The organism is Myxococcus sp. CA005 (genome assembly GCF_006518205.1).
GTDB classification, from domain to species: Bacteria; Myxococcota; Myxococcia; order Myxococcales; family Myxococcaceae; genus Myxococcus; species Myxococcus xanthus.
Genome location: NZ_SRLV01000114.1, coordinates 1 through 22,368, shown reverse-complemented (window position 1 = coordinate 22,368; position 22,368 = coordinate 1). Strand labels below are relative to the sequence as shown.

At 69.7% G+C, this 22,368-nt stretch carries 16 protein-coding genes; 7 read left to right on the top strand and 9 right to left on the bottom strand.

The features are described 5' to 3' along the window. Together FMQ63_RS33160 and FMQ63_RS33155 are read left to right on the top strand one after the other, a co-directional pair. Positions 1-1,352: sigma 54-interacting transcriptional regulator (locus FMQ63_RS33160; RefSeq protein WP_141254599.1), on the top strand; the 1,352-nt coding region annotated here is incomplete at its 5' end. 138 nt (positions 1,353-1,490) lie between these two features. Continuing rightward, positions 1,491-2,135: a DUF3332 domain-containing protein gene (locus FMQ63_RS33155; RefSeq protein WP_011551461.1), complete on the top strand. Its 645-nt coding sequence runs from the start codon at positions 1,491-1,493 to the stop codon at positions 2,133-2,135. A 106-nt stretch (positions 2,136-2,241) separates the two neighbouring features. Here the strand turns inward: FMQ63_RS33155 and FMQ63_RS33150 are convergent, their stop codons facing one another. Together FMQ63_RS33150 and FMQ63_RS33145 are read right to left on the bottom strand one after the other, a co-directional pair. Beyond that, the gene (locus tag FMQ63_RS33150) at positions 2,242-2,814 is read right to left on the bottom strand and encodes a hypothetical protein (RefSeq protein WP_011551460.1); all 573 of its coding nucleotides are present in this window, start codon (positions 2,812-2,814) and stop codon (positions 2,242-2,244) included. Further along, the gene (locus FMQ63_RS33145; RefSeq protein WP_011551459.1) at positions 2,811-4,157 is read right to left on the bottom strand and encodes a hypothetical protein; all 1,347 of its coding nucleotides are present in this window, start codon (positions 4,155-4,157) and stop codon (positions 2,811-2,813) included. Before FMQ63_RS33145 ends, FMQ63_RS33150 begins: the two co-directional genes overlap by 4 nt. Before the next feature lie 134 nt (positions 4,158-4,291). Here FMQ63_RS33145 and FMQ63_RS33140 point away from each other — a divergent pair, with 134 nt between their 5' ends. Further along, positions 4,292-4,948, top strand: a complete 657-nt coding sequence (locus tag FMQ63_RS33140) for a gluconate 2-dehydrogenase subunit 3 family protein (RefSeq protein ID WP_011551458.1) — start codon at positions 4,292-4,294, stop codon at positions 4,946-4,948. Continuing rightward, complete coding sequence (locus tag FMQ63_RS33135; protein WP_011551457.1) at positions 4,945-6,597, top strand: GMC family oxidoreductase; 1,653 nt, start codon at positions 4,945-4,947, stop codon at positions 6,595-6,597. Before FMQ63_RS33140 ends, FMQ63_RS33135 begins: the two co-directional genes overlap by 4 nt. Positions 6,598-6,599: 2 nt before the next feature. Here FMQ63_RS33135 and FMQ63_RS33130 read toward each other — a convergent pair whose 3' ends face one another. After that, the gene (locus tag FMQ63_RS33130; protein WP_225909778.1) at positions 6,600-7,106 is read right to left on the bottom strand and encodes a hypothetical protein; all 507 of its coding nucleotides are present in this window, start codon (positions 7,104-7,106) and stop codon (positions 6,600-6,602) included. A gap of 31 nt (positions 7,107-7,137) precedes the next feature. Between FMQ63_RS33130 and FMQ63_RS33125 the strand changes: the two genes are divergently transcribed. Further along, positions 7,138-7,569 carry a hypothetical protein gene (locus FMQ63_RS33125; protein ID WP_198512980.1) on the top strand — a complete coding sequence of 144 codons (432 nt, stop codon included), beginning with the start codon at positions 7,138-7,140 and terminating at the stop codon, positions 7,567-7,569. Positions 7,570-7,631: 62 nt separating this feature from the next. Here FMQ63_RS33125 and FMQ63_RS33120 read toward each other — a convergent pair whose 3' ends face one another. The 6 genes from FMQ63_RS33120 to FMQ63_RS33095 form a co-directional block, all read right to left on the bottom strand. Beyond that, positions 7,632-10,010, bottom strand: coding sequence for a hypothetical protein (locus FMQ63_RS33120; protein WP_026113836.1), 2,379 nt, complete (start codon positions 10,008-10,010; stop codon positions 7,632-7,634). An 11-nt stretch (positions 10,011-10,021) separates the two neighbouring features. Then, positions 10,022-11,770, bottom strand: a complete 1,749-nt coding sequence (locus FMQ63_RS33115) for a vWA domain-containing protein (RefSeq protein WP_011551453.1) — start codon at positions 11,768-11,770, stop codon at positions 10,022-10,024. Beyond that, a complete protein-coding gene (locus tag FMQ63_RS33110; protein ID WP_011551452.1) occupies positions 11,767-13,746 on the bottom strand; it encodes a vWA domain-containing protein in 1,980 nt (659 codons plus the stop codon). The genes FMQ63_RS33115 and FMQ63_RS33110 overlap by 4 nt, the downstream gene beginning before the upstream one ends. A gap of 33 nt (positions 13,747-13,779) precedes the next feature. Next, positions 13,780-15,111 carry a thrombospondin type 3 repeat-containing protein gene (locus FMQ63_RS33105; RefSeq protein ID WP_026113837.1) on the bottom strand — a complete coding sequence of 444 codons (1,332 nt, stop codon included), beginning with the start codon at positions 15,109-15,111 and terminating at the stop codon, positions 13,780-13,782. A gap of 170 nt (positions 15,112-15,281) precedes the next feature. Beyond that, positions 15,282-16,871: a thrombospondin type 3 repeat-containing protein gene (locus FMQ63_RS33100; RefSeq protein WP_026113838.1), complete on the bottom strand. Its 1,590-nt coding sequence runs from the start codon at positions 16,869-16,871 to the stop codon at positions 15,282-15,284. 182 nt (positions 16,872-17,053) lie between these two features. Then, entirely contained in the window at positions 17,054-19,516 is a 2,463-nt protein-coding gene (locus FMQ63_RS33095) for a hypothetical protein (protein ID WP_011551449.1), read from the bottom strand. A 121-nt stretch (positions 19,517-19,637) separates the two neighbouring features. Here FMQ63_RS33095 and FMQ63_RS33090 point away from each other — a divergent pair, with 121 nt between their 5' ends. Together FMQ63_RS33090 and FMQ63_RS33085 are read left to right on the top strand one after the other, a co-directional pair. Then, the gene (locus FMQ63_RS33090) at positions 19,638-20,015 is read left to right on the top strand and encodes a hypothetical protein (protein WP_228556538.1); all 378 of its coding nucleotides are present in this window, start codon (positions 19,638-19,640) and stop codon (positions 20,013-20,015) included. 39 nt (positions 20,016-20,054) lie between these two features. Next, positions 20,055-22,325 carry an AgmX/PglI C-terminal domain-containing protein gene (locus FMQ63_RS33085; RefSeq protein WP_020480676.1) on the top strand — a complete coding sequence of 757 codons (2,271 nt, stop codon included), beginning with the start codon at positions 20,055-20,057 and terminating at the stop codon, positions 22,323-22,325. Positions 22,326-22,368 lie beyond the last annotated feature (43 nt).

Here is a 22,368-nt window from a genome sequence, read left to right as displayed (position 1 = left end):
CCCCCGCACCCATCCCCTCTCACACCGTCATTGGCGCACGGACTCAAGGGGAACGGCTCTCCGCCCAGCTCTTCCACCTCGTCCTGCTGGACACCGAGCGCGCCGGCACCGTCTTCCCCCTGGCCAATGAAGCCCTCCGCGTGGGCAAGGCCCCGGACAATGACGTCGTCATCGACCACCCCACCGTGAGCCGCAACCACCTGGTGGTGCGCCGCCAGGGGGACCGCTTCCTCGTGCAGGACCTGGGCTCCACCAACGGCACCTTCCTGGACGGTGCCCAGGTGCGCGAGGCCTTCCTCCGCCCCGGCGCCCTGCTGGAGGTCGGCGACGTCCGGCTGCGCTTCAGTCCCCAGGTCTCCCCGGTCCAGGTCGAGCCCATCCTGGAGGACCGGCTGGGCGACCTGGTGGGCCGCAGCCTGCCCATGCGGCAGATTTTCGCGCTGCTCCAGCGCATCGCGCCCACCGACTCCACCGTGCTGCTGGTCGGTGAGACGGGCTCCGGCAAGGGTGCCGCCGCCAAGGCCACCCACAAGCTCAGCCCCCGCGCGGGCGGGCCGCTCGTCGTCTTCGACTGCGCCAGCGTGTCCGACTCCCTCATCGAGAGCGAGCTGTTCGGCCATGAGAAGGGCGCCTTCACCGGCGCGGTGAGCCAGCGCATCGGCTGCCTGGAGCGCGCCAACGGCGGCACCCTCTTCCTGGACGAAATCGACGACCTCGCCCTGGACCTGCAGCCCAAGCTGCTGCGCGCCATCGAGGACCGGGAGTTTCGCCGGCTCGGCGCCTCATCCCCCATCTCCTTCGACGCGCGCATCATCGTCGCCAGCAAGAAGGACTTGTGGGCGGAGACGCAGGCGGGCCGCTTCCGCGAGGACCTCTACTTCCGCCTCTCCGTCTTCACCGTCAGCCTGCCCTCGCTCAGAGACCGCAAGGAGGACATCCCCCTGCTGGTGGATGCCTTCGCGGGCGAAGGCCTGTGGCCCCGGCTGCCGGAGAAGATTCGCGAGCAGTTCACCGGGCACACCTGGCCGGGCAACGTGCGCGAATTGCGCAACGCCCTGGAGCGCGCCCGGCACATGGTGGACATTCCGGAGCTGGCCGGGGACACCCTGCTGCGCGAGTTCACCCGCGAGGCCCCCGCCGCCGCCGGGGACTCCCTGCCGGTGGAGTTCACCGGCCCCTTCAAGGTCTGCAAGGACGAGCTCATCCGCGCCTTCGAGCGCGAGTACCTCACCCGGCTGTTGGGCCGCGCCAAAGGCAACATCGCCCGCGCCGCCCGCGAGGCCGAGCTGGACCGGAAGCACCTGTACTCGCTGCTCCACAAGTACGGACTCGTTCAGAGCGAGACGGACTGAGGCACCCGCAGGCGTCTGGCGCGGCGGACTGGCAAACAGCGGACGGAGTGTGGAAGGGACTCGTGACACCCGTGCGAGCCGTGGCATGTTCGCGGCGCACTGGGAGTCAAGCCTCCCCCCTCTAGGAGACGTCAAAGAATGAAGCGTCCGTCCCCCTGGCTCGCCATGATGTTCGCCGGTTTCATGTCCATGCACGCCACCGGCTGCTTCGGCCAGTTCCAGCTCACGCAGAAGATCTGGAACTTCAACAAGAACATCTCCGGCAACAAGTTCGTGCAGTGGCTGATGTTCCTCGTGCTCACCATCATCCCCGTCTACGGGCTGGGCGCGTTCATCGACGCCATCGTCATCAACAGCATCGAGTTCTGGACGGGCAGCAACCCCGTCGCCAGCATCGACGGCGCGCCGGAGACCACCCGCATCGTCAAGCTGAGCCCCACCGACACGCTGCGCCTGTCGCGTGACGTGGAGACGGGCGTCATGCGCATGGAGCTGGCGCGCGAGGGCCAGGAGACGATGGTCCGCTACTTCGAGCCGCTCGAGGACGGCATGGTGGTCCGCGACGACGCCGGCGCCATGCTCATCCAGGCCCAGGAGGCGACGGACGGCGCGGTGGCGGTGACGGATGCCGCCGGAACCACGCTGACGGTCCACGCCCGTGACGCGCTGGCCGTGGCCCGCCGCGTGTACGAAGAGGGTGGCGCGCAGGCGCTCGCGCAGCACGCCGTGGCCCAGGCCTCCGTGTCCCAGGGCCTGGCCAGCAACACCTGCGTGGCCCAGTAGTCAGCACGTCCGCAGCTCACTGTTCGGAAATGTCGGGACATTCGCGGCACCCAAACCCCCGACATTTCCGAACAGCAGCCTGCCTGACGCGCTCTGGCCCCTCCCGCTATTCGGGAGGCGTGCCCGCGTCGGGAGGAACGCCGCCGTCAAGCAACTGGCCCGGGTCCGGGCCGAAGCTCGCATCCTGCGCCACCACGGAGAACGTCCCCTCCAGGTTGCGGCCAGCGCCAAAGCCATCACCCCGGCTGAAGGACATGGAGAAGTCTCCGCGCGTGGGCTCGCCCGGGTTGCCTCCAGACTCCAACTGCAAGTCGCCCTTGTTCACCGGCCCGAAGACGCGCGCGGGCTCGCCCGCGTTGAGGTGCACCACCGTGGCCCGCGCCTGTCCCGACGGCGTGGTGCCAGCGAGGTTCACCTTTGTCCCGGGACGCAGGTCCAGCCCTTCCGTGGACACGGTGAGGCGGACGACCAGGTCCACGTCCAAATCATTGTTCCGGTAGTAGCTGACCTGGAACGCCTCCGCGTTGCGCAGCACCTCCACGCGGGACACCTCCAGCGGGAAGAGCTCGGACACGCTGCCGCCCAGCGAGTTGTCCGCGAGGCCGCACGCGGCCAGCCCCGCCCCGGCCATCAGGGCCGACAAGCTCACGGCAGCGAGCGTGCGGGCCGCGGGCGTCATCGCTCCACCGCGAGCTTCAGCACGCCCTTGTCCTGCGCCACCACCGGCGCCCGGTACAGGACGACGCGCTTGCCACTGGAGAGGTACGCCAGCTTCGGCGACCAGCCACCGCCGGCGTCCACCAGCGTCTCCCGCCAGATGCCCTGGATGCGCGTGGAGATGACCAACGCGTCGTCGTTCGGGTTGCAGCTCGTGTCATTGCGGCCGGACTCGGCGGCGCAGATGTAGAAGGCGATGGACGGCTCATGGTGGACCGGGTCGAAGGCCAGCGACGGATACCAGCCGCCCGTGCCGTTGTTGAACACGGGGTCCGGCATGGACCAGTCCCGCTCGGACGTGCAGGATGTCGCGGAGGCGTCAGCGCATTCCGTGAACGTCAACGTGTTCGAGTTCCGGTTCAGCACGGCGACGCCGAACCCCTCGACCGAGTCATACGCGAGCGAGGCCCCGAGCTGCGTATTCGGAACGGCCTGCACGCGCACCACCGGCGACCACGTGAGCCCGTCCGCATTGCGCCGCTGGAAGTGCACGTCCGTGCCGGTGGCCTGCGCGGCCTCTGGCGCCTTGTCGTGCACCAGAGCTGGCTGGGTCCCCGCCATCACCATGGAGATGTGCCCACCGTAACCCATCTTGGTATCACCGGAGGCCACCGCGACTCGGCGCTGCCAGTTCGTGGGCCCGCCGCTGGCAATCTCCAGGTCACTGGACTGGAAGTCTTGTCGCTCGTACTGCCCGTTTTTCCCATCCCGGTAGGCGACGATCGCCTCGCTCCCGTTGAAGACGATGGCGGGGTTGAGCCCCACCAGGAAGCCCACGTCCATCGCGGGATTGACGGGCTGCGCCTCATTCGATTGCCGCACGACGATGCGCTCTGTCCACGCACCGGAGGCGCTGCGATACGACACCGCCAGGTCGCTCTGGAACCAGAACGACGAGGGATCTTCCCGGTCGCCGCCCAGGTACGTCACCACCGGCTGACCGTCCGGCCCGAAGGCCACGGACACACCGTACACGCGCTGCACGGTGGCGATGCGCTCCGCGGCGCCGAGCTGCCCGCCGTTGAACTCGCGGTACATCAGGTCCATGTTCTCCACATTCTCCCGCATCGTCCCGTTGCGGACGAAGTACGCCATGCCGATGCGGTCCTGCGGACCCACGGCCATGGCGATGGAGGAGATGGGGTCGAACTGTCCCTCGCTCGAATCCACCACGAACTTCGCGAAGGGCGAGGTGTCGATCGGACCGCCGTCGGGGTTACCGCCCGCGTCAGGGGGCGTCGGGTTGCTGTCCTTGCCACACCCCAGCGCGAGCACCAGGCCCAGAGCCCAGGCATGCCGTTTCATGTGCCACTCCTCGTGTGTTGTCGGCCCTGCACGTCGTGGCGGCATCCTACGCCAGCGCCGCGCGGCGGGGAGCCACCGCGCATGTTTCATGAAGCCAGCGCGAAGCGCCTGCGTGCGCTAGGCTCGCGCGCCGTATGACACGTGCGCATTCCAATCGGGGGCGCCTGTCCCGGCGCTCCCTCATCCAGCGGCTGACCTTCCTGGGCGGAGGCGTGGTGTTGCTCGGCCCCGCCTGCAAGCGCTCCTCCGAATCCCAAGAGAAGACGCCCCCCGCGGACACAGGTCCCCTGGCGGCGAAGCAGGACGGCCAGGCCCCGCGCACCTTCTCCTCCTTCGAATACGCGGTGGTGGCCGCCGCCACCGAGCGCATCCTCCCGCGAGACGAAGACCCGGGCGCCCTCGATGCGAATGTCCCCGTCTACATCGACCGCATCCTCCAGACACCTGAGCTGGAGCCCGTGCGCGAGGACTTCCTCTCTGGCGTGGCGGCCCTGGAGCGCCGCGCCCAGCGCATGCACCAGAAGGGCTTCGCCGCCCTGACGGCCGAGCAGCAGGACGAACTGCTCACCCTCTTCAAGGACAGCCCGCCCCGCAGCGGCGAGGCGCACTTCTTCGAGCTGCTGACGGTGATGACGCTGGAGGGCTTCCTCGGGGACCCGTCCTACGGCGGCAACCAGGGCAAGGTGGGCTGGCGGCTGATGGGCTTCGACACCGTGGGCACCGTCGCCTCCGCGCCGCCGGAAGGCTACGACGGGCCCAAGTGCCTACGTGAGTGTGGGGTCCACCGATGAGCCTGCCCGAGGTGGACGTCTGCATCATCGGCAGCGGCGCGGGCGGCGCGCCCATGGCGCTGGAGCTGGGCCGCGCGGGCTTCAAGGTGGTGGTGCTGGAGAAGGGCCCGCACTACCAGCCCAAGGACTTCATCCACGACGAAATCCTGAACAGCCGCCGGAACTTCTTCATGCCGGTGCCGTGGGAGGAGCCGCACCTGGTGCGCCAGGGCGCGAAGGGCCGCTACGAGAAGACGAGCGCGGCGTGGACGGCCAACTGCGTGGGCGGCGGCACCGTCCACATGAGCGGCTTCTTCTACCGGCTCAAGCCGGTGGACTTCCGGCTGCGCTCCACGCTGGGCGCCGTGCCCGGCAGCACCGTGGCGGACTGGCCCATCTCCTACGAGGAGCTGGCGCCCTTCTACGACAAGGCCGAGGCGGAGCTGGGCGTGTCCGGCGAGTCCGTCCCCCACCCCTTCGCCGAGCCGCGCAGTGGCCCCTACCCGCTGCCGCCGCTGGACGTGCATCCGGTGGCGAAGGAAATCGACAAGGCGTGCGGCGCCATGGGCTGGCATTCCCTGCCCACCGCGCGCGGAATCATCAGCAAGCCCTACCGGGGCCGCGCGCCGTGCTCATACTGCGCGCTGTGCGGCAGCTACGGCTGCGAGACGGGCGCAAAGAGCGGCACCAACGCCAGCCTCATCCCCGCCGCCGTGGCCACCGGCAACGTGGACCTGCGCCCCGGCTGCATGGCGCGCACGGTGGAGGTGGACAAGCAGGGCCGCGCGCGGGGCGTCGTCTACCTCGACGCAGACGGCGTGACGCGCGAGCAGCCGGCGAAGGTCATCGTCGTGTCCTGCACCGCCGTGGAGAGCGCGCGCCTGCTGCTCAACTCCACCTCCAGCCGCTTCCCGAAAGGCCTGGCCAACGGCAACGGACTGGTGGGGCGCAACCTCACCTTCAGCTCGTTCGGCGAATCCCACGCCACCTTCCGCCTGTCGAAGCAGTCCGCCGCGCGGCCGTGGCTGAAGGACCCATCTCCCTTCGTCAACCGCAGCCTCCAGGACTTCTACCTGATGCCCGACGCCCAGTTCGGCTTCCGCAAGGGCGGCACGCTGGGCTTCATGTGGGCCCACCCCAATCCCATCCACGCGGCAGTGGGGCTGGCGGGCAAGGGCGAGAAGGCCCTCTTCGGCAAGGCGTTGAAGGACAAGATGCGGGAGTACCGCGACTCACGCATCCTCCAGTTCGAGGTCTACGCCGAGTTCCTCCCCACCGCCGGCACCTACGTCAGCGTGGAGGACAGCGTGAAGGACCGCTACGGCATCCCCGTGGCGGCCATCACCGTGGACCGGCACCCCATGGACCTGGCGGCCACGCGCTTCCTGGTGGAGCGCGGAGAGGAGGTCCTCCTGCGCCTGGACCCGGATGACGTCCGCCGCGGCACCACCACCGGGGAGACGTCCATCCTCCAGCACGGCACCTGCCGCTTCGGCGACGACGCGGCGACCTCCGTGCTGGACCGCGACTGCCGCGCCCACGAGGTGCCCAACCTCTACGTGGTGGACGGCAGCTTCATGCCCACCGGCGGCAGCGTGCCGTCCACGCTCACCATCAGCGCCAACAGCTTCCGCGTGGCGGACCACCTGGTGCGCAAGCTCAAGGGCTGACGCTAGCGATTGCGCAGCGGCGTCACGTCCACCTTGATGATGTAGCGCGCCTGCATGTCGGACTCGAACTCGATGAGGTGGTCGCCCACGCCGGTGAGCTCCGCCTCCTCGGTGAAGGAGCCCTGTCGCTCCATCACATCCAACACCGCGCGCCCTTCCGTGGCCCGGCGGATGCGCGCCCGGCAGCCCTCTTCATGGAAGAGCATCACGGTTTCACTTCCCGCCGCGGTGACGTCCTCCAGGAAGAGACTCACCTTCACGGTGGAGGCTTCCTTCAACTGGACGATGAGCTGCTGCCGGCCAGGGAAGCGGCCTTCCGAATAACTTTCCGAGCCGAGAATACAGCCCGCCACGCGGTCGCACACAGGCCAGGCCGCGCCGCAGGTGTCCTTCACACGCGCGCCGATGAAGTCCTCGCGCGTGCCGTCGCAGGCACCCCAAAGCGACGCAAAAAGCAGCACCGCTGCTGCCTGGGCCTTGCGGCCAAACACTGTTACAACCGGCGTCATCTTCAGACCCTCATGCGAGGCGTGTATGTCCATGCGACTGCGTACCCGTTGGCTCCCCATCATCTTCTTCGCCCTGGCTGGCTGTGGGGAGGAGACGGAGCTTCCCCAGGCGCCCACACTCTTCATCGACCGCGCGGCGCTGACGTTCAACCGCGAGTTCAACCACGGCACCTACGTCGGGCAGACGGCCTACAACTCGCTGGCCATCCAGAACCGCGGCCTGGACCCGCTGGACATCACCGCCATCACCCTGTCGGCGCCGAGCGTCTTCACCCTCCAGCTTCCCGAAGGCTTCACCCCAGGCACGCCGCTGCGGTTGGAGACGTATGACCGCGCCTACCTGACGGTGGCGTTCATGCCCACCGATGACGTGGAATACAACGGCACGATTACCATCGAATCCAATGCCGCCAACGCCGCCCAGCAGGTCATCACCCTCAACGGGCTGGGCGTCGCGCCCTGAAGTCCTCGCGGACCACCGCGTGACGGGCGGGAGCCAGCGCTCCCGCCCTGACGCCACCCGCCTCATGGCTGGTAGGTGAAGTTGCAGCCCCCGGCGTAGTTCTGGATGACGCCGCCATCTCCGTCCGGCGTCGTCCCACCGTCGGTGACGACCGGGCACGACACCGTCGTCCCGCCGTCCACCGGGTAGCTCTGCGGATAGTCCCCGTGGCCGGTGCGCAGCGTGTAGTTCACCCGCTCGTAGTCCAGCCGCTCCGACGCCGTCACGTCCACGCGCAGGGTGCCGCCGCGGATGAAGCGCCGCTCCAGGCAGCCGCAGGCATAGGGCGCCAGGGTGACGACGGTGGAGTTGGGACGGTCCTCCAACTGGTAGAGCGACTGCAGGCTGCTGGTGCCCGCGTTGGACGGCGTGTGCCAGGCGCGCAGCGCGTCCGAGCGGTAGCCCAACGTCAGCGGCCCCCGGTTGCCCGTGCGCACCGGCGTGCAGGTGCCGACACCGGCGTCCGTCGCATCGCCGTCACAGAAGGTGAGGTCCAGCGCCAGGCCGTGCGGCGTGCCACCGTCGGCCAGCTTCGCCACCTCCCACTGGAGCAGCCACGTCCGGTCCTCCGGCGGAGGCACCGAGGGCAGGTCGAACACGTACGAGTCCACGTCGGAAGGCACGGCGTCGTAGTCCAGCGGGCCACGCACCCCGAGCCCGTTGATGCGGTCCGTGCCGCTGCGCAGCCGGCCGTGGCCGTGCGACAGCTGGCCCGTGACGGAGAACTCCGCCGTGTCGGGCGGCGACGGGAAGGCCGTGGTGGACGCGAGCGTCCGCGCCAACGGCGCCTCCGCGCCATTGACGTAGCGAGACAGCTCGTCCGCGTCCTCCACATCCCAGCTCACCTCCAGGCGGTAGTCCTTGTCGTCGACCCACGAGCCGTTGTCCTGCACCAGGAAGTAGTACATCAGCGCGGCGTCATGCGCCGGAACCGGGATGACCCCCCGGAAGTTGCTCAGGGCGGTGAAGCGCGAGTTGCCCACGGCCTCCTCGCGAGACGAGTGCAGACACATGGGCGCGGGCAAATCCGTGCGCCGGCAGAAGCGATCCACCAGGCCCCGGGCGTCGGGATTCTCCGAGAAGTCGCGCGGGCAGACGGCGGCGTCGGTGGCGCAGCTCTCCCGCGACTCGCTCAGGGGACCCCCGGTGGCGATCAGGGTGAACACGTGCACCACGCGCGAGGCCGTTACCGGCATCGCGGGGAAGCGGCCCCCCGTCTCCAGCGGCACCAGCCGGTAGCGCAGCAGCGTGGGGGTGCTGAAGGCCGGCAGCCGCACCGAGTACCAGTCCCGGTCGGGGATGTAGCCCAGGCGGCCGGTGAAGGAGACAGACGAGCCGGCGCCGCCGGGCGTGGCGCTGACGAGGTTGCGCGTGGTGGCCTCCTGCGCGCGGTCATTGCCCGGCGCGGTGCGGTCCTGCGCGTCCTCCTCCTCCAGCACGCGCACCTCCACCTCGTAGGGCTGCGTGAGGTCGCCCTGGGCCGTGTCCCGGTCATTGGTGCCGCGGTAGCCCTTCACCACCAGCGTCCAGTGGCCGGGGAGCTCCGCCTTCTTGATTTTGCGCGCGGTGGCCAGCTCGCCGCCGCGCACCTGGGGCAGCACCACGCCTTCGTCCTCCTTCTCCGTGAAGCCCGGGCGCCACAGCTCGTAGGACAGGCGCCAGTTGGGCACGGCGTCCAGGTCGGGCGCGGTGACGTGCACGTAGGCAATCTTCCCCTCCGCCAGGTCGAAGGCATAGTGGTCCACGTCATTGTCCGTGGCCAGATAGCCGGTGGAGGCGCCCATCAGCATCTCCCCAGACTGCGTCAGCACCAGCGGCGTGGCCGTCTCGTGCGTGTCGTTGGGCTCCTGCGCGTCCGGGTTCTGGTCGATGCGCACCGTCAACCGGTACTTGTTGCGCGCGTCGAAGTTGGGCCGGGACGGCACGTCTGGCGCGTCCTGCACCAGCACCAGCAGCGTCTGGTTCTCCAGCCCGTCGCGCAGCGGCAACACGATGTCCACCGGACGGGGCGCGCCCTGGGCGTGCTTGTCCTCTTTCCTCGCCAGCGAGCCCTCCTTCCCGTCCGGCAGCGGCCCCAGGATGGTGACGGACAGATTCACCGCGGTGCTGGACGCCAGGTACGTCCCGTTGACGTTCAGCAGCGTGCGGGCGTTGGTGCCGGGCGGCAGGACAATGCGGTACCAGTCCTGGTCACCAGCGCGCGGCTCGCTGTCCAGCGCCAGGAAGCGCTCCAGCGGCTCGCCCGGCTTGAGCTCGCACTCGGGCCGCGTCAGCGCCTCTTCGCGCGAATTGCACAGGTCCTCCACCACGGGAGTCCCCGCGTCTGGTGTCTCGCCTCCTCCAGACGAACAGGCGGCGAGGACGAGCAACGCGAACGGCAACAGACGGACAGAGGTGGGCATGGCGTCGGTTCTCAAGGCGTCGGGGGCACGTCGTCGGGGCGGCCGGGGCAGCCGTCGACGAGCTGCTCGGGTTCCACGCGGATGACGCCATCGGCGGGCGACTTGATGCCGCCCACCGGGTAGCGCACGTCATTCACGCGGAAGGTGCGGACAAGCGTCCGGGCGGTGGGGTCGTCTCCGGGCACCATGGCCACGGACAACGCGATGTCATTGAAGCCCGCCCCGCGTTGCACCACGCCCGCGTCGTCCGCGGACGCCATCGTGGGGGCCAGCAGGACGTTCTCCACGCGGAAGCGGTAGCACTGGCGGCCCAGGTTGTCCGGCGGGCCGTCCGCCTCGAAGGCGTAGCGATAGCCATTCACCGACAGGTCCGCGGTGTCCACCACCAGCGGACGGGTGTGCATCCGCAGCTCCACGCGGTTCGTCAGCCCGTCGTTGTCCGGGTCCTCGTCCAGGTCGTTGCTGGCGCCCTGCGTGCCGCCCAGCCACTCCATGCCGTCCGGCACGCCGTCCCGGTCACTGTCCGCCAGCGTCGCGTTGGTGCCCACGAACTGCTCGTCGCAGTCCAGCAGGCCGTCGCAGTCCGAGTCCACGCCGCGCAGCGCCGGCGGACACCCGCGGTCCAGCCCGCCGCCGTCCGGCAGGGCCTCCTGCGTGGGGTTGAAGTCCACGCCGCGGTCGCGGAAGTACACCTCCACGCCGTCGCTGAAGCCGTCCCCGTCCGTGTCCACCTTGTGCGGGTCCGTGCCCAGCTCCAGCTCGCGCGCGTCCGTCAGGCCGTCACCGTCCGAGTCCGCCTCACCCACCGGGCTGCCCGGCGGCGCGGAGAAGTTGAAGGCCACCATCTCCTTCACGATGAAGGCGCGGCGCACCTGGCCGAAGGTGAAGTCCAGGAAGTTGATGGGCTCGTTGTTGCGGAAGTCGCGGAAGTTGCCGCCGCCCAGCGTCGCCATCTGCTCCAACCGGTCCGCGTTCTGGTTGATGATGAGCAGCGGGCAGCCCCCGTCACCAGACAGGTCGCACACCGAGGACACCGGCTGCGTGGGGTTGAAGACGTGCACGGTGTTGACGCGCACGTCCTCCACCAAATCCCGCAACTGGCGGATGCGCACCACCGCGTCACCCCGGAGCAGCTCGTCATCCTGGTCGTTGGTGGGCTTGCCGTCCGACAGGAAGATGACGGAGTAGCGCGCCTGCGCCAGCGCCTGCGCACCGCCCGGGTCCAGCCGGCTGCGCGCGATGTCCGTGTTGATGAGCGAGTAGATGTCCGACAGCGGCTTGACGAAGTCCGTCGAGTCCCGGTTCGGCGAGGTGTCGGGGTTGCGGAAGGTGAGCAGCTGCTCAGTCAGGCGCCGCAGCATGGCGTCATCCATGGAGGACACCTGGACGAAGCCGTCCTGGGGCGGGTTGCCCGGCTGCTGCGTGAGGAAGGCCGTGGTGCTGCCCGCGAAGAGCATCACCGCCAGGTGCACCTCGGGGTCCCTGGGCAGGTTCTGGATGAGCTCCACCAGCGCGGTGGCGCGCGCGCCGTCCGGGTCGCTCACCCGCATGGACTGCGAGGCGTCCATGGCAACCACCAGCTTGATGGGCCGCACCACCTCATTGCTGCCCACGGTGCAGAAGCGGCCTTCCAATGTCACCGCCCGGTCCACCGGCACTTCCGTGTCACGGCGAGGGTCGTACAGATAGGAATCCGTACACGCCATCACCATCGCCACGGCCACCAGGACGCCCGCCAGGATTCGGACAACGCGGCTCACGGATTGGCGCTCCCCGAGGGCGGGATTCCGACACAGTCGTTCTGGTTGTTCCACGGGTTGCTCAAGGTGTCGGGCCGGCGGAAGTCAGCATCCTCGAAGACCAGCTCGGGCCCCACCGGGACCCGCACGCTGGGCGGCGCATACTGCGCCCAGGCACAGGCGGTGCGCCACACGCCGTAGTCCGTGCTCACGCCACTCTCCGGCGCCTCGGCGAACCACACCTTGAAGAGGTTGTAGCCCTGCTTCACGCCCGCGCGGTCCGGCGGCGTGACGAGCTGCAGGTTGGACACGGTGAAGTCGTAGCAGAGGCTGCCGTCGGGGCGGACCTCCGCGATACGCGTCTCGTACTGGTAGCCGAAGCGCTCATGGAAGGCCTTGTCGCGGCGCGTGGGGTCACTGCCCGCACGCAACTCCTGGGCGTCCGGGATGCCGTCACCGTCCGTATCCAGGCCCGACACGCTGTTCTCCAGCGGGTTGAGCCCCCAGCGCGCTTCCAGGCCGTCCGGCACGCCGTCTCCGTCACTGTCCACGATGCCGGTGCGCGTGCGCAGGTAGTCCTCGGCGAACTGGGACAGGCCGTCACCGTCCGTGTCGCGGCAGACGCAGTTGGGCGTCAGCGGCGAGGCCGGGTTGCACCCGCGCGCGTCCAAATCATTGGCGGCGCGGAAGCCCTGGTCCTCACGGCGGTACTCGAAGCCGTCATCCAGGCAGTCGCCGTCGCTGTCCGCGACGAAGGTGTTGGTCTTCAGCGTGAAGCTGTTGTCGATGGAATCCGGCACCCCGTCCCCATCACTGTCCAGCACGCGGCCGGTGTCACCCGGCGCGGAGCTGAGCGACTCCACCATCAACGTCTTCATCACGTTGCGCGAGGCGAACGACGAGTAGTCCAGCGCGCCCAGGCCCAGGTTGGAGATTTCGCCCGTGTCGTTGAACTCCTGGTACACGCCGTTGCCGATGTCCGCGAAGCGCCGCAGCAGCCACGCGGCGATCTTCTTCGCGGCCTCCGGGTAGCGCGCCGGCTCCACGCCCGGGTACACGCCGTAGATGTCCTGGCAGATGGGGCCACACGCCCGCACCGCTTCCTGGTTGAAGAGCAGCACCGTGTGCATGCGCAAATCGCCCACGTTGTACTGGTCCTTCAACTCCATCAGCCGCCGCACGTAGCTGAACAGCTGGTAGTTCTGGTTGCGGTCCGTCCCCACCTCGAACCCGTCAATCTGGTCCGTGGTGTTGGTGAGGTTGCAGAAGTCACGCAGCGAGTCCGCCCACGTCAGGTCCGGGTTGTCCGGGTCGGCGTAGACGCTGAGGTTGTCGGTGGCCGAGCAGCGCGGATACGGCGTGCCGTCCGTGAGGAAGACGACGACGTAGCGCGTGCGCGGCAGCAGCTCCGGGTTGGACTGCGCCACCGCGTTGATGTCGCTGGAAATGAGGCTGTAGGCGTAGGACAGGGCGCCCTGGTAGTCGGTGCCCTTGCCCAACTGGCTCTGCAGGCCCTCGATGTAGCTGTCGATGTTGTTGTCCGGCCGGGCGAAGCGGTCCCCCGTCGTGGTGGGCGGCCAGACGTTGCGCACGTTCGTTTCAAAGGGAGCGACGGACACCTGCACGTTGCCGCCCTGCGCATTCACTTCCCGGAACTGCTGAACCAGCCGCTTGAGGGCGCGCACGCGCGCGGGCTCGGTGACGCCCTCCGGGATGATGTCCAGAATCTCCCGGCGCTGGCAGAAGCCGTTGTCGAGCTGCGCGCCCGGCGGGTCGGAGACGCACATGCTGCCCGACTCGTCGATGACCACCACCACCTTCACCGGGAAGCCGGAGGGGCTGGGCGGGCGCGTGCACACCCGCCCCTGGAGCGTCAGCCGGTCATCGAGGTTGGAGAGCGCATCCACCCTCGATTCGAGCATGGCGTCCGAACAGGACCACAGGCCCGAAGCCAGGAGGCCCGCCGCGAGCAGCGAGGTACGAACGAAGCGGCGCATGCGGAAGGGACCTCCTGGAGGGGGACGACGAGGTTACTGCTGGGGACGGCGGCGGCGCATCAGCACGCTGAGCAGCGCAGCGCCCAGGGCGGTGGCGCTGAAGCCGGCGGGCACCGAGCTGCAGTTGTTGCCCTTCTCCGATTCATCCCCCACGAGCACCGTGAGGGTGGAGGTGGACACGCGCTGGTCCGGGAAGACGCGGTCGGAGAAGGCCAGGCGCGCGGTCAGCTGGAGCTGGTACTCGCCCTTCTTGTCCGGGACGAAGGTGGGCACGCTGCCGTCGACGTACATGTACTGCCAGTCGCGGCTGAGCGTCACGGCGCCCTGCGGACGCTCCACCACCGAGATGGAACCCGAGGGACGCTTCACCACCACCCACTCGTACTCCATGGCCGCGCCGTTGCGGTTGGCGAACAGCGGCGGACGGATGGTGATGCCGGCCTTGTCCGTGCGGAACAGGCCACCGGCGCTGACGGTGAACGGCGACTTCGGGTCCAGGCAGTCGTCGGGGCGCTCGGGGTTCGTCACCAGGCAGTAGCGCGTGTCGCACGCGTCGCCAATGCCGTCGCGGTCGTCGTCGCGCTGGTCGCGGTTTTCGACGGCGGGGCAGTTGTCCTGCGTGTTGAGCACGCTGTCGCCGTCGATGTCGGGGTCGCACGCGTCGCCCACGCCGTCACCGTCCGTATCCCGCTGGTCGGGGTTGGGCACACCCGGGCAGTTGTCGCTGCTGTCGGAGATGTTGTCGTTGTCCGCATCCACGCGGCACAAGTGAGCCTCTTCGTCTTTGATGACCTGGTCGGGGTTGTAGACGCGGGGGCAGTTGTCGTCGCCGTCCAGCACGCCGTCACCGTCGTCGTCCAGGTCGCAGACATCGCCCAGGCCATCACCGTCCAGGTCCTCCTGGCCGGGGTTGGGCACCAGCGGGCAGTTGTCTTCCGCGTTGTCGCGGCCGTCGTTGTCCTGGTCCGGGTCGCAGTCGTCGCCGATGCCGTCGCCGTCCGCGTCGCGCTGCTGGAAGTTGGAGAGCGTGGCGCAGTTGTCGCAGGCGTTGCCCACGTCGTCGCCGTCGTCGTCCGCCTGGTCGCGGTTGGAGACGAAGGGACAGTTGTCACGGTCATCCGCGCGGCCGTCGCCGTCCGCGTCGTCCGTGTACGACAGCGTGTCGCCGTCGTCCGTGTAGTTGACCCACACGCTGCCGCCCGCGCCGCAGCCACAGCCACCGCCGACTTCCAGCGGCATGCCGCACCGGTCGCCCAGACACTCCGGGTTGTCGGGGTTGTTGTTGGACTGCGCCAGCGCCCCCGTGGGGCCGAGGACGAGGAAAGCCCCCAGCGTGAGGGCTGAAGCGAAACGAGCGCGTGTCATGGTGACTCCTTTCAACGCCGGACGCCTAGCAAGGAACGATCCGTACCAGACACTTGGGGGAAGCCCTGGAATGTCAGTGAGTTGGGCACGAGCAGGGACGCGTCGAACAAAAGGTGTGGGGGGAACTCCCCAGTGAGGGCGAGGGGTGGACCCCACATCCAAGGAGGGCTTCAGGTCCCCGGGATGAAGGTATCGGGATCCAGGGGGATGATGCCCGCCGGCAGGCGGCCCCCCTCTTCGCTGTATTGGATTTCCTGGATGAGGAGCGAGCCGATGCCCGCGCCCCGTGGATCATTGTCCCGGCCAGCCTGAAGGTAGAGGTACACCTCGTTGGTGCCCGCCTTGATGACTTCGCCCGGGATGAAGGGGTGTGGCCGCTCGCGGGTGGGGACGACGGTGACGTTCTCCACGCGCACCTGGTAGCAGCTGCGGCCGTCCGCGGTGGGCGTGGTCTCCACCAATTCGTAGCCGTAGCCGCGCTCGCGGTGGAAGTCGAGGTCGGCGCTGAGCGGGTCTCCGTGCGCCTCCACCTCCGACACGTTGGTGATGCCGTCGCGGTCCGTATCGAGCAGGTCCTCGGGGATGAGCGGGTTCGTCATCACCAGCGCCTCCACCAGGTCCGGAAGCGCGTCCCCATCCGTGTCACCGATGCAGGCGTTGGTGCCAAGCACGCGCTCCTCGCAGGTGTTGAGCCGGTCGCCGTCCTCGTCCAGGGACACGTTGCAGCCGTTGATGACGTCCGGCTGGAGCGGGTCCAGGCCCATGCGGACCTCGACGCCGTCCATCAACCCGTCCTGGTCCGTGTCCTGGCGCAGGGGGTCGGTGCCCATCAACGCCTCATCCTCGTCGGGAAGGCCGTCCCCGTCGCTATCGACGAGCACCTGCCCGGCGCGCACCACCACGTTGCGGTTGTAGGCGAAGAAGCGCTTGAGCTTGAGGGTGTTGGTCCGCGCGGCGTACTGGATGTTGGTGAGGGTGCCCGACAGACCCGCCGCGTCCGTCTCCAGCGGCTCGGTGCCGCCAGCGTTGGCGATGGCGGCCACGTGCTGGCGGGTGATGGGGTCTGGCGTCTCGCCGCGCACGTAGATGGGCTGCACCACCACTTCGCCCGCGCTGAACTGCGAGGCCAGCGCCTTGATTTCGCCGGTGACGGCGGTGAGCTCACACTGGCTGCACGCCGACGTGTTGCCCAGCGCGCTGCAACGCGAGTCGAGCCCCACGTTGAAGGCCGGGTTGGCGCAACTGGTGTCCTGGCTTCGCACCACGACGACGATGACGTAGCGCGTGCGGGCGACCTCGCCGCGGCAGGACGTCTGCATGTCGCCCGACAGCAGCGTCTTGGCCAGCCGCAGGGCGGCGCGGACGCTCACGGGGCCGGACTCCTGGTAGGTGGCGTAGCGCGGCAGCGCGGCCTGGAAGTCGGACGCATCCGAGAAGCGGCCCAGCAGGCCCGTCGCCACCGTGTGGTACGCGACGAGGCCGAACTGGACGAAGGGACCGGAGAAGCGGCTGGAGAGCGTGGACAGCGCCTCGTTGGCGTAACCCACCACCTCGCGCTCGACGCCTTCGCCGCCCTGGAGCGCGAAAATCACCTTCGTGGGAAAGGCCTCGCCGCCCGCGAGCGGCACGCAGACGGTGCCGGCGAAGCTGGCGCGGTCCTTCCCGCCAGGGCCACGGCCATTGAGCGCGTAGAGGCCCGCGTCGGAACACGACAGCAAGAGCACGGGAATGAGCCAGACGGACCGCGTGAGGGCGCGCATCAGTCCGATTCTACACCTTAGGCCCCGGTGACAACGCAAGCGCTGGTGACACGAAGACTGTAAGCACCGCGCAAGTGACACAGCACGGACCGACAATTCGGCCCCCCGTGGAACGGGCGCTGAGCCCCCCGGAGGCGCCGTGACTCCCGGTGTCCTCCGGGCATGGACAGCCAGGTGACGGCCTACAGCGTGAGCAGGAACGCCAGCAGGTCATCGCGCTCCTCGGACGTCAGCGCGCTGGCGTGGCCGTGCTGGGGCCCTGACGTCTCCAGCAGCGCGCGCAGCGCGAAGCGCGTCTCCACCACGAGCCGGTTGTCCTTCACCCCATAGCCCGCGGTGGCGCTCGTCAGCAGGGGCCACACGTCCCACGCCCCCACCAGGGACGGCGTCGCCGCGCCGGGCACCAGGTCCTGTTGCTCCAATCTCAGCGGCAGCGCCACCGGCGTGCCCACCTCGAGGTACCGGCCCCGCGTGGCCAGGTCCTGGTCCAACGTATAGAGGGGCGCCGGGTGACACGTCGCACAGGCGCCCTTGCCCTCGAACAGCGCGCGCCCTCGCGCCGGGCGCCCCACCCTCCCGTCCGGCAACGCCACCGTCTCCAACGGTGCGCCGTCCTCGCCGCGATGGGGGTTGGGCGGCGTGACGATGAGCGCGTTGAAGAGGGCCAGCGCCTCCACCTCCGACGGCGACAGGTCCGGGTTGCGGAAGCGGTTGCGCGCGCCCACGAAGCGCACCGTGTCCACGAGGCTGACATGGCTGGCGGGGGTGAAGTACGGCGGCGTGTCGCGGCTGCCTCGCAGCGTCGTGGAGCGGTAGATGCGGTTGGGCTGCGTCTTCTCGTAGAAGATGCCTCCCGTGTGGCCCTCGATGTGGCAGCCGTCACAGGTGATGCCCGTGCGTCCCAGGTCCGCGTAGTAGAGGACCTGCCCCAGCCGGCGTTTGGCCTGCGCGCGAGACGTCTCCACCGGAAGCTGACGCACCACCCGCGCCTTGCCCGCCTTCGCCTCGCGCACGTCCACCACCGCCACCGTCCGGGTGAACCGATTGAGCACGTACAGCGTGCGCGCGTCGGGTGACAGCGCCAGCGCGCTGGGGCCCGAATGGAGCTCCTCGCCCGCCCTGCCCCGGACCCCGAAGTCCTCTGGCGGCCGGATGCGCGGCGTACCGTCGGGCGGCGCCACCGCCACCTCCTGGAGCACCGCGCGCCGGGCGGGCGCGTCCCCCGACACCAGCGCTCGCGCATCCAACACCCGCACGAGCCCCAGTCCCACGTCCGCCGCGTAGAGGAGTCCCGCGCCGTCGTCCAGCGCCAGCCCCTCCGTGCCGCCCGCGCCGAAGCCCCGGTGCCGCACGTAGCCGCCCCGCGAGGGCTCCACCACGGACACACCGCTGTTCGCGCTCACCTCCATGCGCTGGGGATTGGGCCCCACGTTCGGCCCCAGGCTCGACATGAAGACGTGCCCCAGCCGCTCGCTCGCCACCAGGAAGCGCGGCGCCTTGCCACCCATCACCTGCTCGCGGAAGCGCTCGGTGTTCCCTCCGACGATGGACACACCCGGCCCCGGCGCCACCGTGGAGACGAGCGTCCCGTCCTCCTGCCGCAGCAGCTCCATCTGCCCTGTCTGGAGACTGCCCACCGCCAGCAGGTCCCTCCACCGCGCCAGCGCCCGAGGATTGGGGTCCACCGGCGCCGACCAGCGCACACGCCCGTCCGCCAGCGACAGCGCCTGCACCTGGTCCCGCACACGCTCGGCCACGAAGGCCACGCCGGCTCGGCCATCCACGGTCAGCCCCTCCGCCCCCAGCGGCGCGGGCAGCACCCGAGGCGCGGCGTCCAGCGCGTCCAGCGCGAACAACCACAGCTCCGGCTGATACCGGTGCGCCACGCCCAGCCAGGGCCGGCCTTCCGAATCCGTCCAGGCCGCCAGCGCGGAGGGACCGTCTCCCGTGGCCAGCCGCGACACGCGCCCGGTGTCGACCTCCAGCGCGAACACCGTGTCGGTGAAGGGCGAAGTGATGAAGAGCGTGCGTCCATCCGGCGCGGGCACCATCGCCGTCAGGTCGGTGAAGGCCGCGTCGTTCACCACCGTGAGCCGCGCCGAGCCCTCCGACTCGGCGCCGTCCGCCCCGACGAGCCGTGCCTCCACCACCGCTTGCGGCGCATCCTCTGGCAGCCCGAGCCCCGCGGGCAGCCGCGCATAGGCGTGCGTGGCATCCACCACCGTCAACGGCAGGCGCAGCGACAGCGGAGGGCCCAGCGACAGCGACAGCCCCGGCACCAGCCGTTCCCCCTGGATGGAGAGCGGCTGGGATGTCTCATTGCTCGTGAGCCGAGGCCCCACGGATGACAACACAGGGCGCGCCGCGGCGGATACCGGAGCGGGTGTGGCTGTTTCACGGAGCCGATGCACCACCACGCCCGTGGCGACCATCGACACGGTCAGCACCGCCAGCACCGCACGCCTGCGATTCCTGCTCATCCGCGCCCGTAGCATCCACGCGGGAGCATCCCCCATCCCCCGCGGTGAGGGGATGAATTCATGTCTCGGTGACCCATCCGCCCGGCGAACTCGGAACGCAGCACGGCACGCCATCTTTCCAGCGTCCCGGCAACATCCCGTCTCACCGTGGTGGACGCGCCCCACATGGGGTGGAGTGCCCTCTACACCTGGGCGCGCACGGCGTCACATGCGTGCCGGAGTGTGCGTTGACAGCTCGGTACACGCATCGCTTAACCTGTTGATGATGCGACGCTTCCTCCTCTGCATGGCTGTCGCCCAGCTTCTCGGCGTCGGCACGCTGGTGGCTCCGGCCGAAGCCTGGGCCCAGAGCCGCGGCCGTACCTCGCGCCAGGCGAAGTCCAAGGCCGCCAAGAAGGCGGCCTCCAAGACGCCGCCGAAGATCGAGACCAAGGGCTCGTCCGTAGTAGACCCCGTGACGGGCGACGCGGCCACGGCCTCCTCCAACGCGCTGCCGCAGCGAGGCCCGGCGCGCATCGACTTCGATGACCGGCTCATCCAGGGACAGACGAACAAGTCCGGAGCCGTGTACCTCTATGACCGCAAGGAACTGAAGACGCGGTCGATGATCCGCGAGCGCGAGAGCTTCCGCTCCGAAACGCTCTCCACGGTGTACGACCCCTAGGGCAGCACCGCCCCCCAGCCCTTGAATGGAGCGTCACCGTTGAGCGGCCAGCCCAGCGTCTTGCAAGTCGTCATCCTCCGCGACGGTCTCCTCGTGGGCACCGAGGTGTTCGTCCCGGGCACCTATGCGCTCGGCTCGGATCCGTCCTCCGACCTGCGCCTGGATGACCCGTCCGTGGAGCCGCGACACGCGCTGCTCTACTTCCAGAACGGCCGCGCGGCGGTGCAGGACGCGAGCTCCAGCACGGGGCTCTTCGTCAATGGCCACCGCGTCTCCGCCTGTGAAATCCGGCCGGTGGATGAGGTCCTCTGTGGCCCCTTCATCCTGAAGACGCGCGTGTTGTCGCAGAAGCCGCAGGAGGCCAAGCCGCAGCCGCCGCCCGAGGTCGCCGCGCTGCTCGGCGCGGCCCAGGCGCCCACGCCGTTCGCGGCGCCACCGCAGGTCGCCGCGCCCGCGGCCCCGCCGCCCTCCGCCGCGCCCGCGCGGCAGCTCCGTCCGGCCACGGCGGTCCCGCCCGTGTCCACCGCCACCATGCCCGCCGCGCGCGTGCCACAGCAGGTGGCCGCGGTTCCTCCCGTCCACGTGGCGACGCAACTGGCCTACCCCACGCCCGCGCAGCCCGTGCCCGCGGTGGCCGTGGTTCCGCCCGTGACGCAGCAGGCCTCCGTCCACGCCGCTGGCGGCCACGCGCACGGACTCCCGCAGGCGCAGCCCGCCGTCATCCCCGTGCCTGGAGCGCAGCAGGCTCCCGCGGGCGTACCGGCGAGCACCGTCCCCTCGGTCCGCCGCCGGGCCGCGCCGGAGCCGGCCCCCGCGGCCAACTCGGGCATGCAGTTCGCGGACGAGCTGATGGCGGACCTCGCCCTCGATCCGCTCCCGGAGCCCACGGGGCCGCTGCTGCAGGAGCAGCGCACGCTGGCGCGGCCCACGCATGCGCCGCGCATCGCGCCCGGCAAAGGCACGGCGCAGCTCTACCTGGAGCTGTACTGGGGCGCCATCCGCCGCGACGCGCGCCGCTTCGCGCCGGACAAGAAGAAGCCGGTGCAGGCCTCGCTGGACCTCGAGGGGGCCATGCCCCTGTGGGGCTTCACGCTGCCGGAGGGCGCGCCCTTCACGCTGGCCGAGCCGCTCAACAACGCCTTCCGCCTCTTCGTGCCGCCGGGCACCGACGTGGAGAAGAGCGGCGGTGACGGCCGCTTCACCCCCGTCACCGGCGCGGCCCTGGAGTCCGACGGCAGCCGCCGCTTCCTCACGCTGCGCGAGGGCACCGCCGCGCGCCTGACGCAGGGACAGATGTCCCTGGTGGCTTACGCCGCACCCAAGCCCGCGCGCGTCTTCGTCAACCCGCTCAAGGGCCTGCCCTGGCTGACGCTGACCTGCCTGGGCCTCTTCGCCTCCGCCATGGCCGCGTTCCTGGTCATGAAGCCGGACCAGCCGGAGGTGGCGGACTTCCAGCACAAGAGCCTTCCGCCCGTGGCGCTGCGCCTCATCGCGCCCGAGCCGAAGAAGAAGGAAGAGGTGAAGAAGAAGCTGGAGGCCCTCCAGGAGAAGGTGAAGAAGCCCACCAAGGAGAAGGTGGCGGAGAAGGCCCCACCCAAGCCGGTGGAGAAGGCGCCACCGCCTCCGAAGCAGCCCGAGAAAGCGGTGGCCGCCGCCACGCCGCCGCAGAACAAGGCGCTCAAGGCGCTGGCCAAGCTGTCCGCCGCGGGCCCCGCCACCAACGATTTGCTCGCCGCCGTGGACAAGCTCGGCAGTGGCCCCGGCAGCAAGAACGCGAAGAACTCCAACTACAAGCTGTCCGGCCTCATCGGGAAGGCCCCCATCGCCAACGCGGGCCTGGGCACCTTCGGGCTGGGCGGCGGCGGCAAGGGCGGCGGCGCCACGCTGGGCGCGGAGCTCTTGCGCGGCAAGGGCGGCGGCGGCATCGGCGCGCTGGGCGCGGGCGGCGTGGGCAAGGGCAAGGTGGGCGGCACCGTCACCCGCGCCACGGCCCGCAGCATCGCCTCCACGCAGGGCACGGTGGACCGTGAAGCGGTGGCGCGCGTCATCAACAGCAACCTGCACGAGGTGCATGGCTGCTATGAGCGCGCGCTGCTCAAGGACCCGGGTCTTGCGGGCAAGGTGGTGCTGGAGTGGACCATCGGCGCGAACGGCCGCGTGGTGGCCGCCAAGACGAAGTCCTCCACGCTGCGCAATGCCTCCGTCGAGTCCTGCATCCTCTCCAAGCTGAAGTCGTGGACGTTCCCTTCCCCCAAGGGTGGCGTCGTCATCATCACCTATCCGTTCCTCTTCAACTCGGTCGGCTACTGACGTGGCCTCAGTCCGCGCGTCCGTTCCCGCCCTCCCCCAGGAA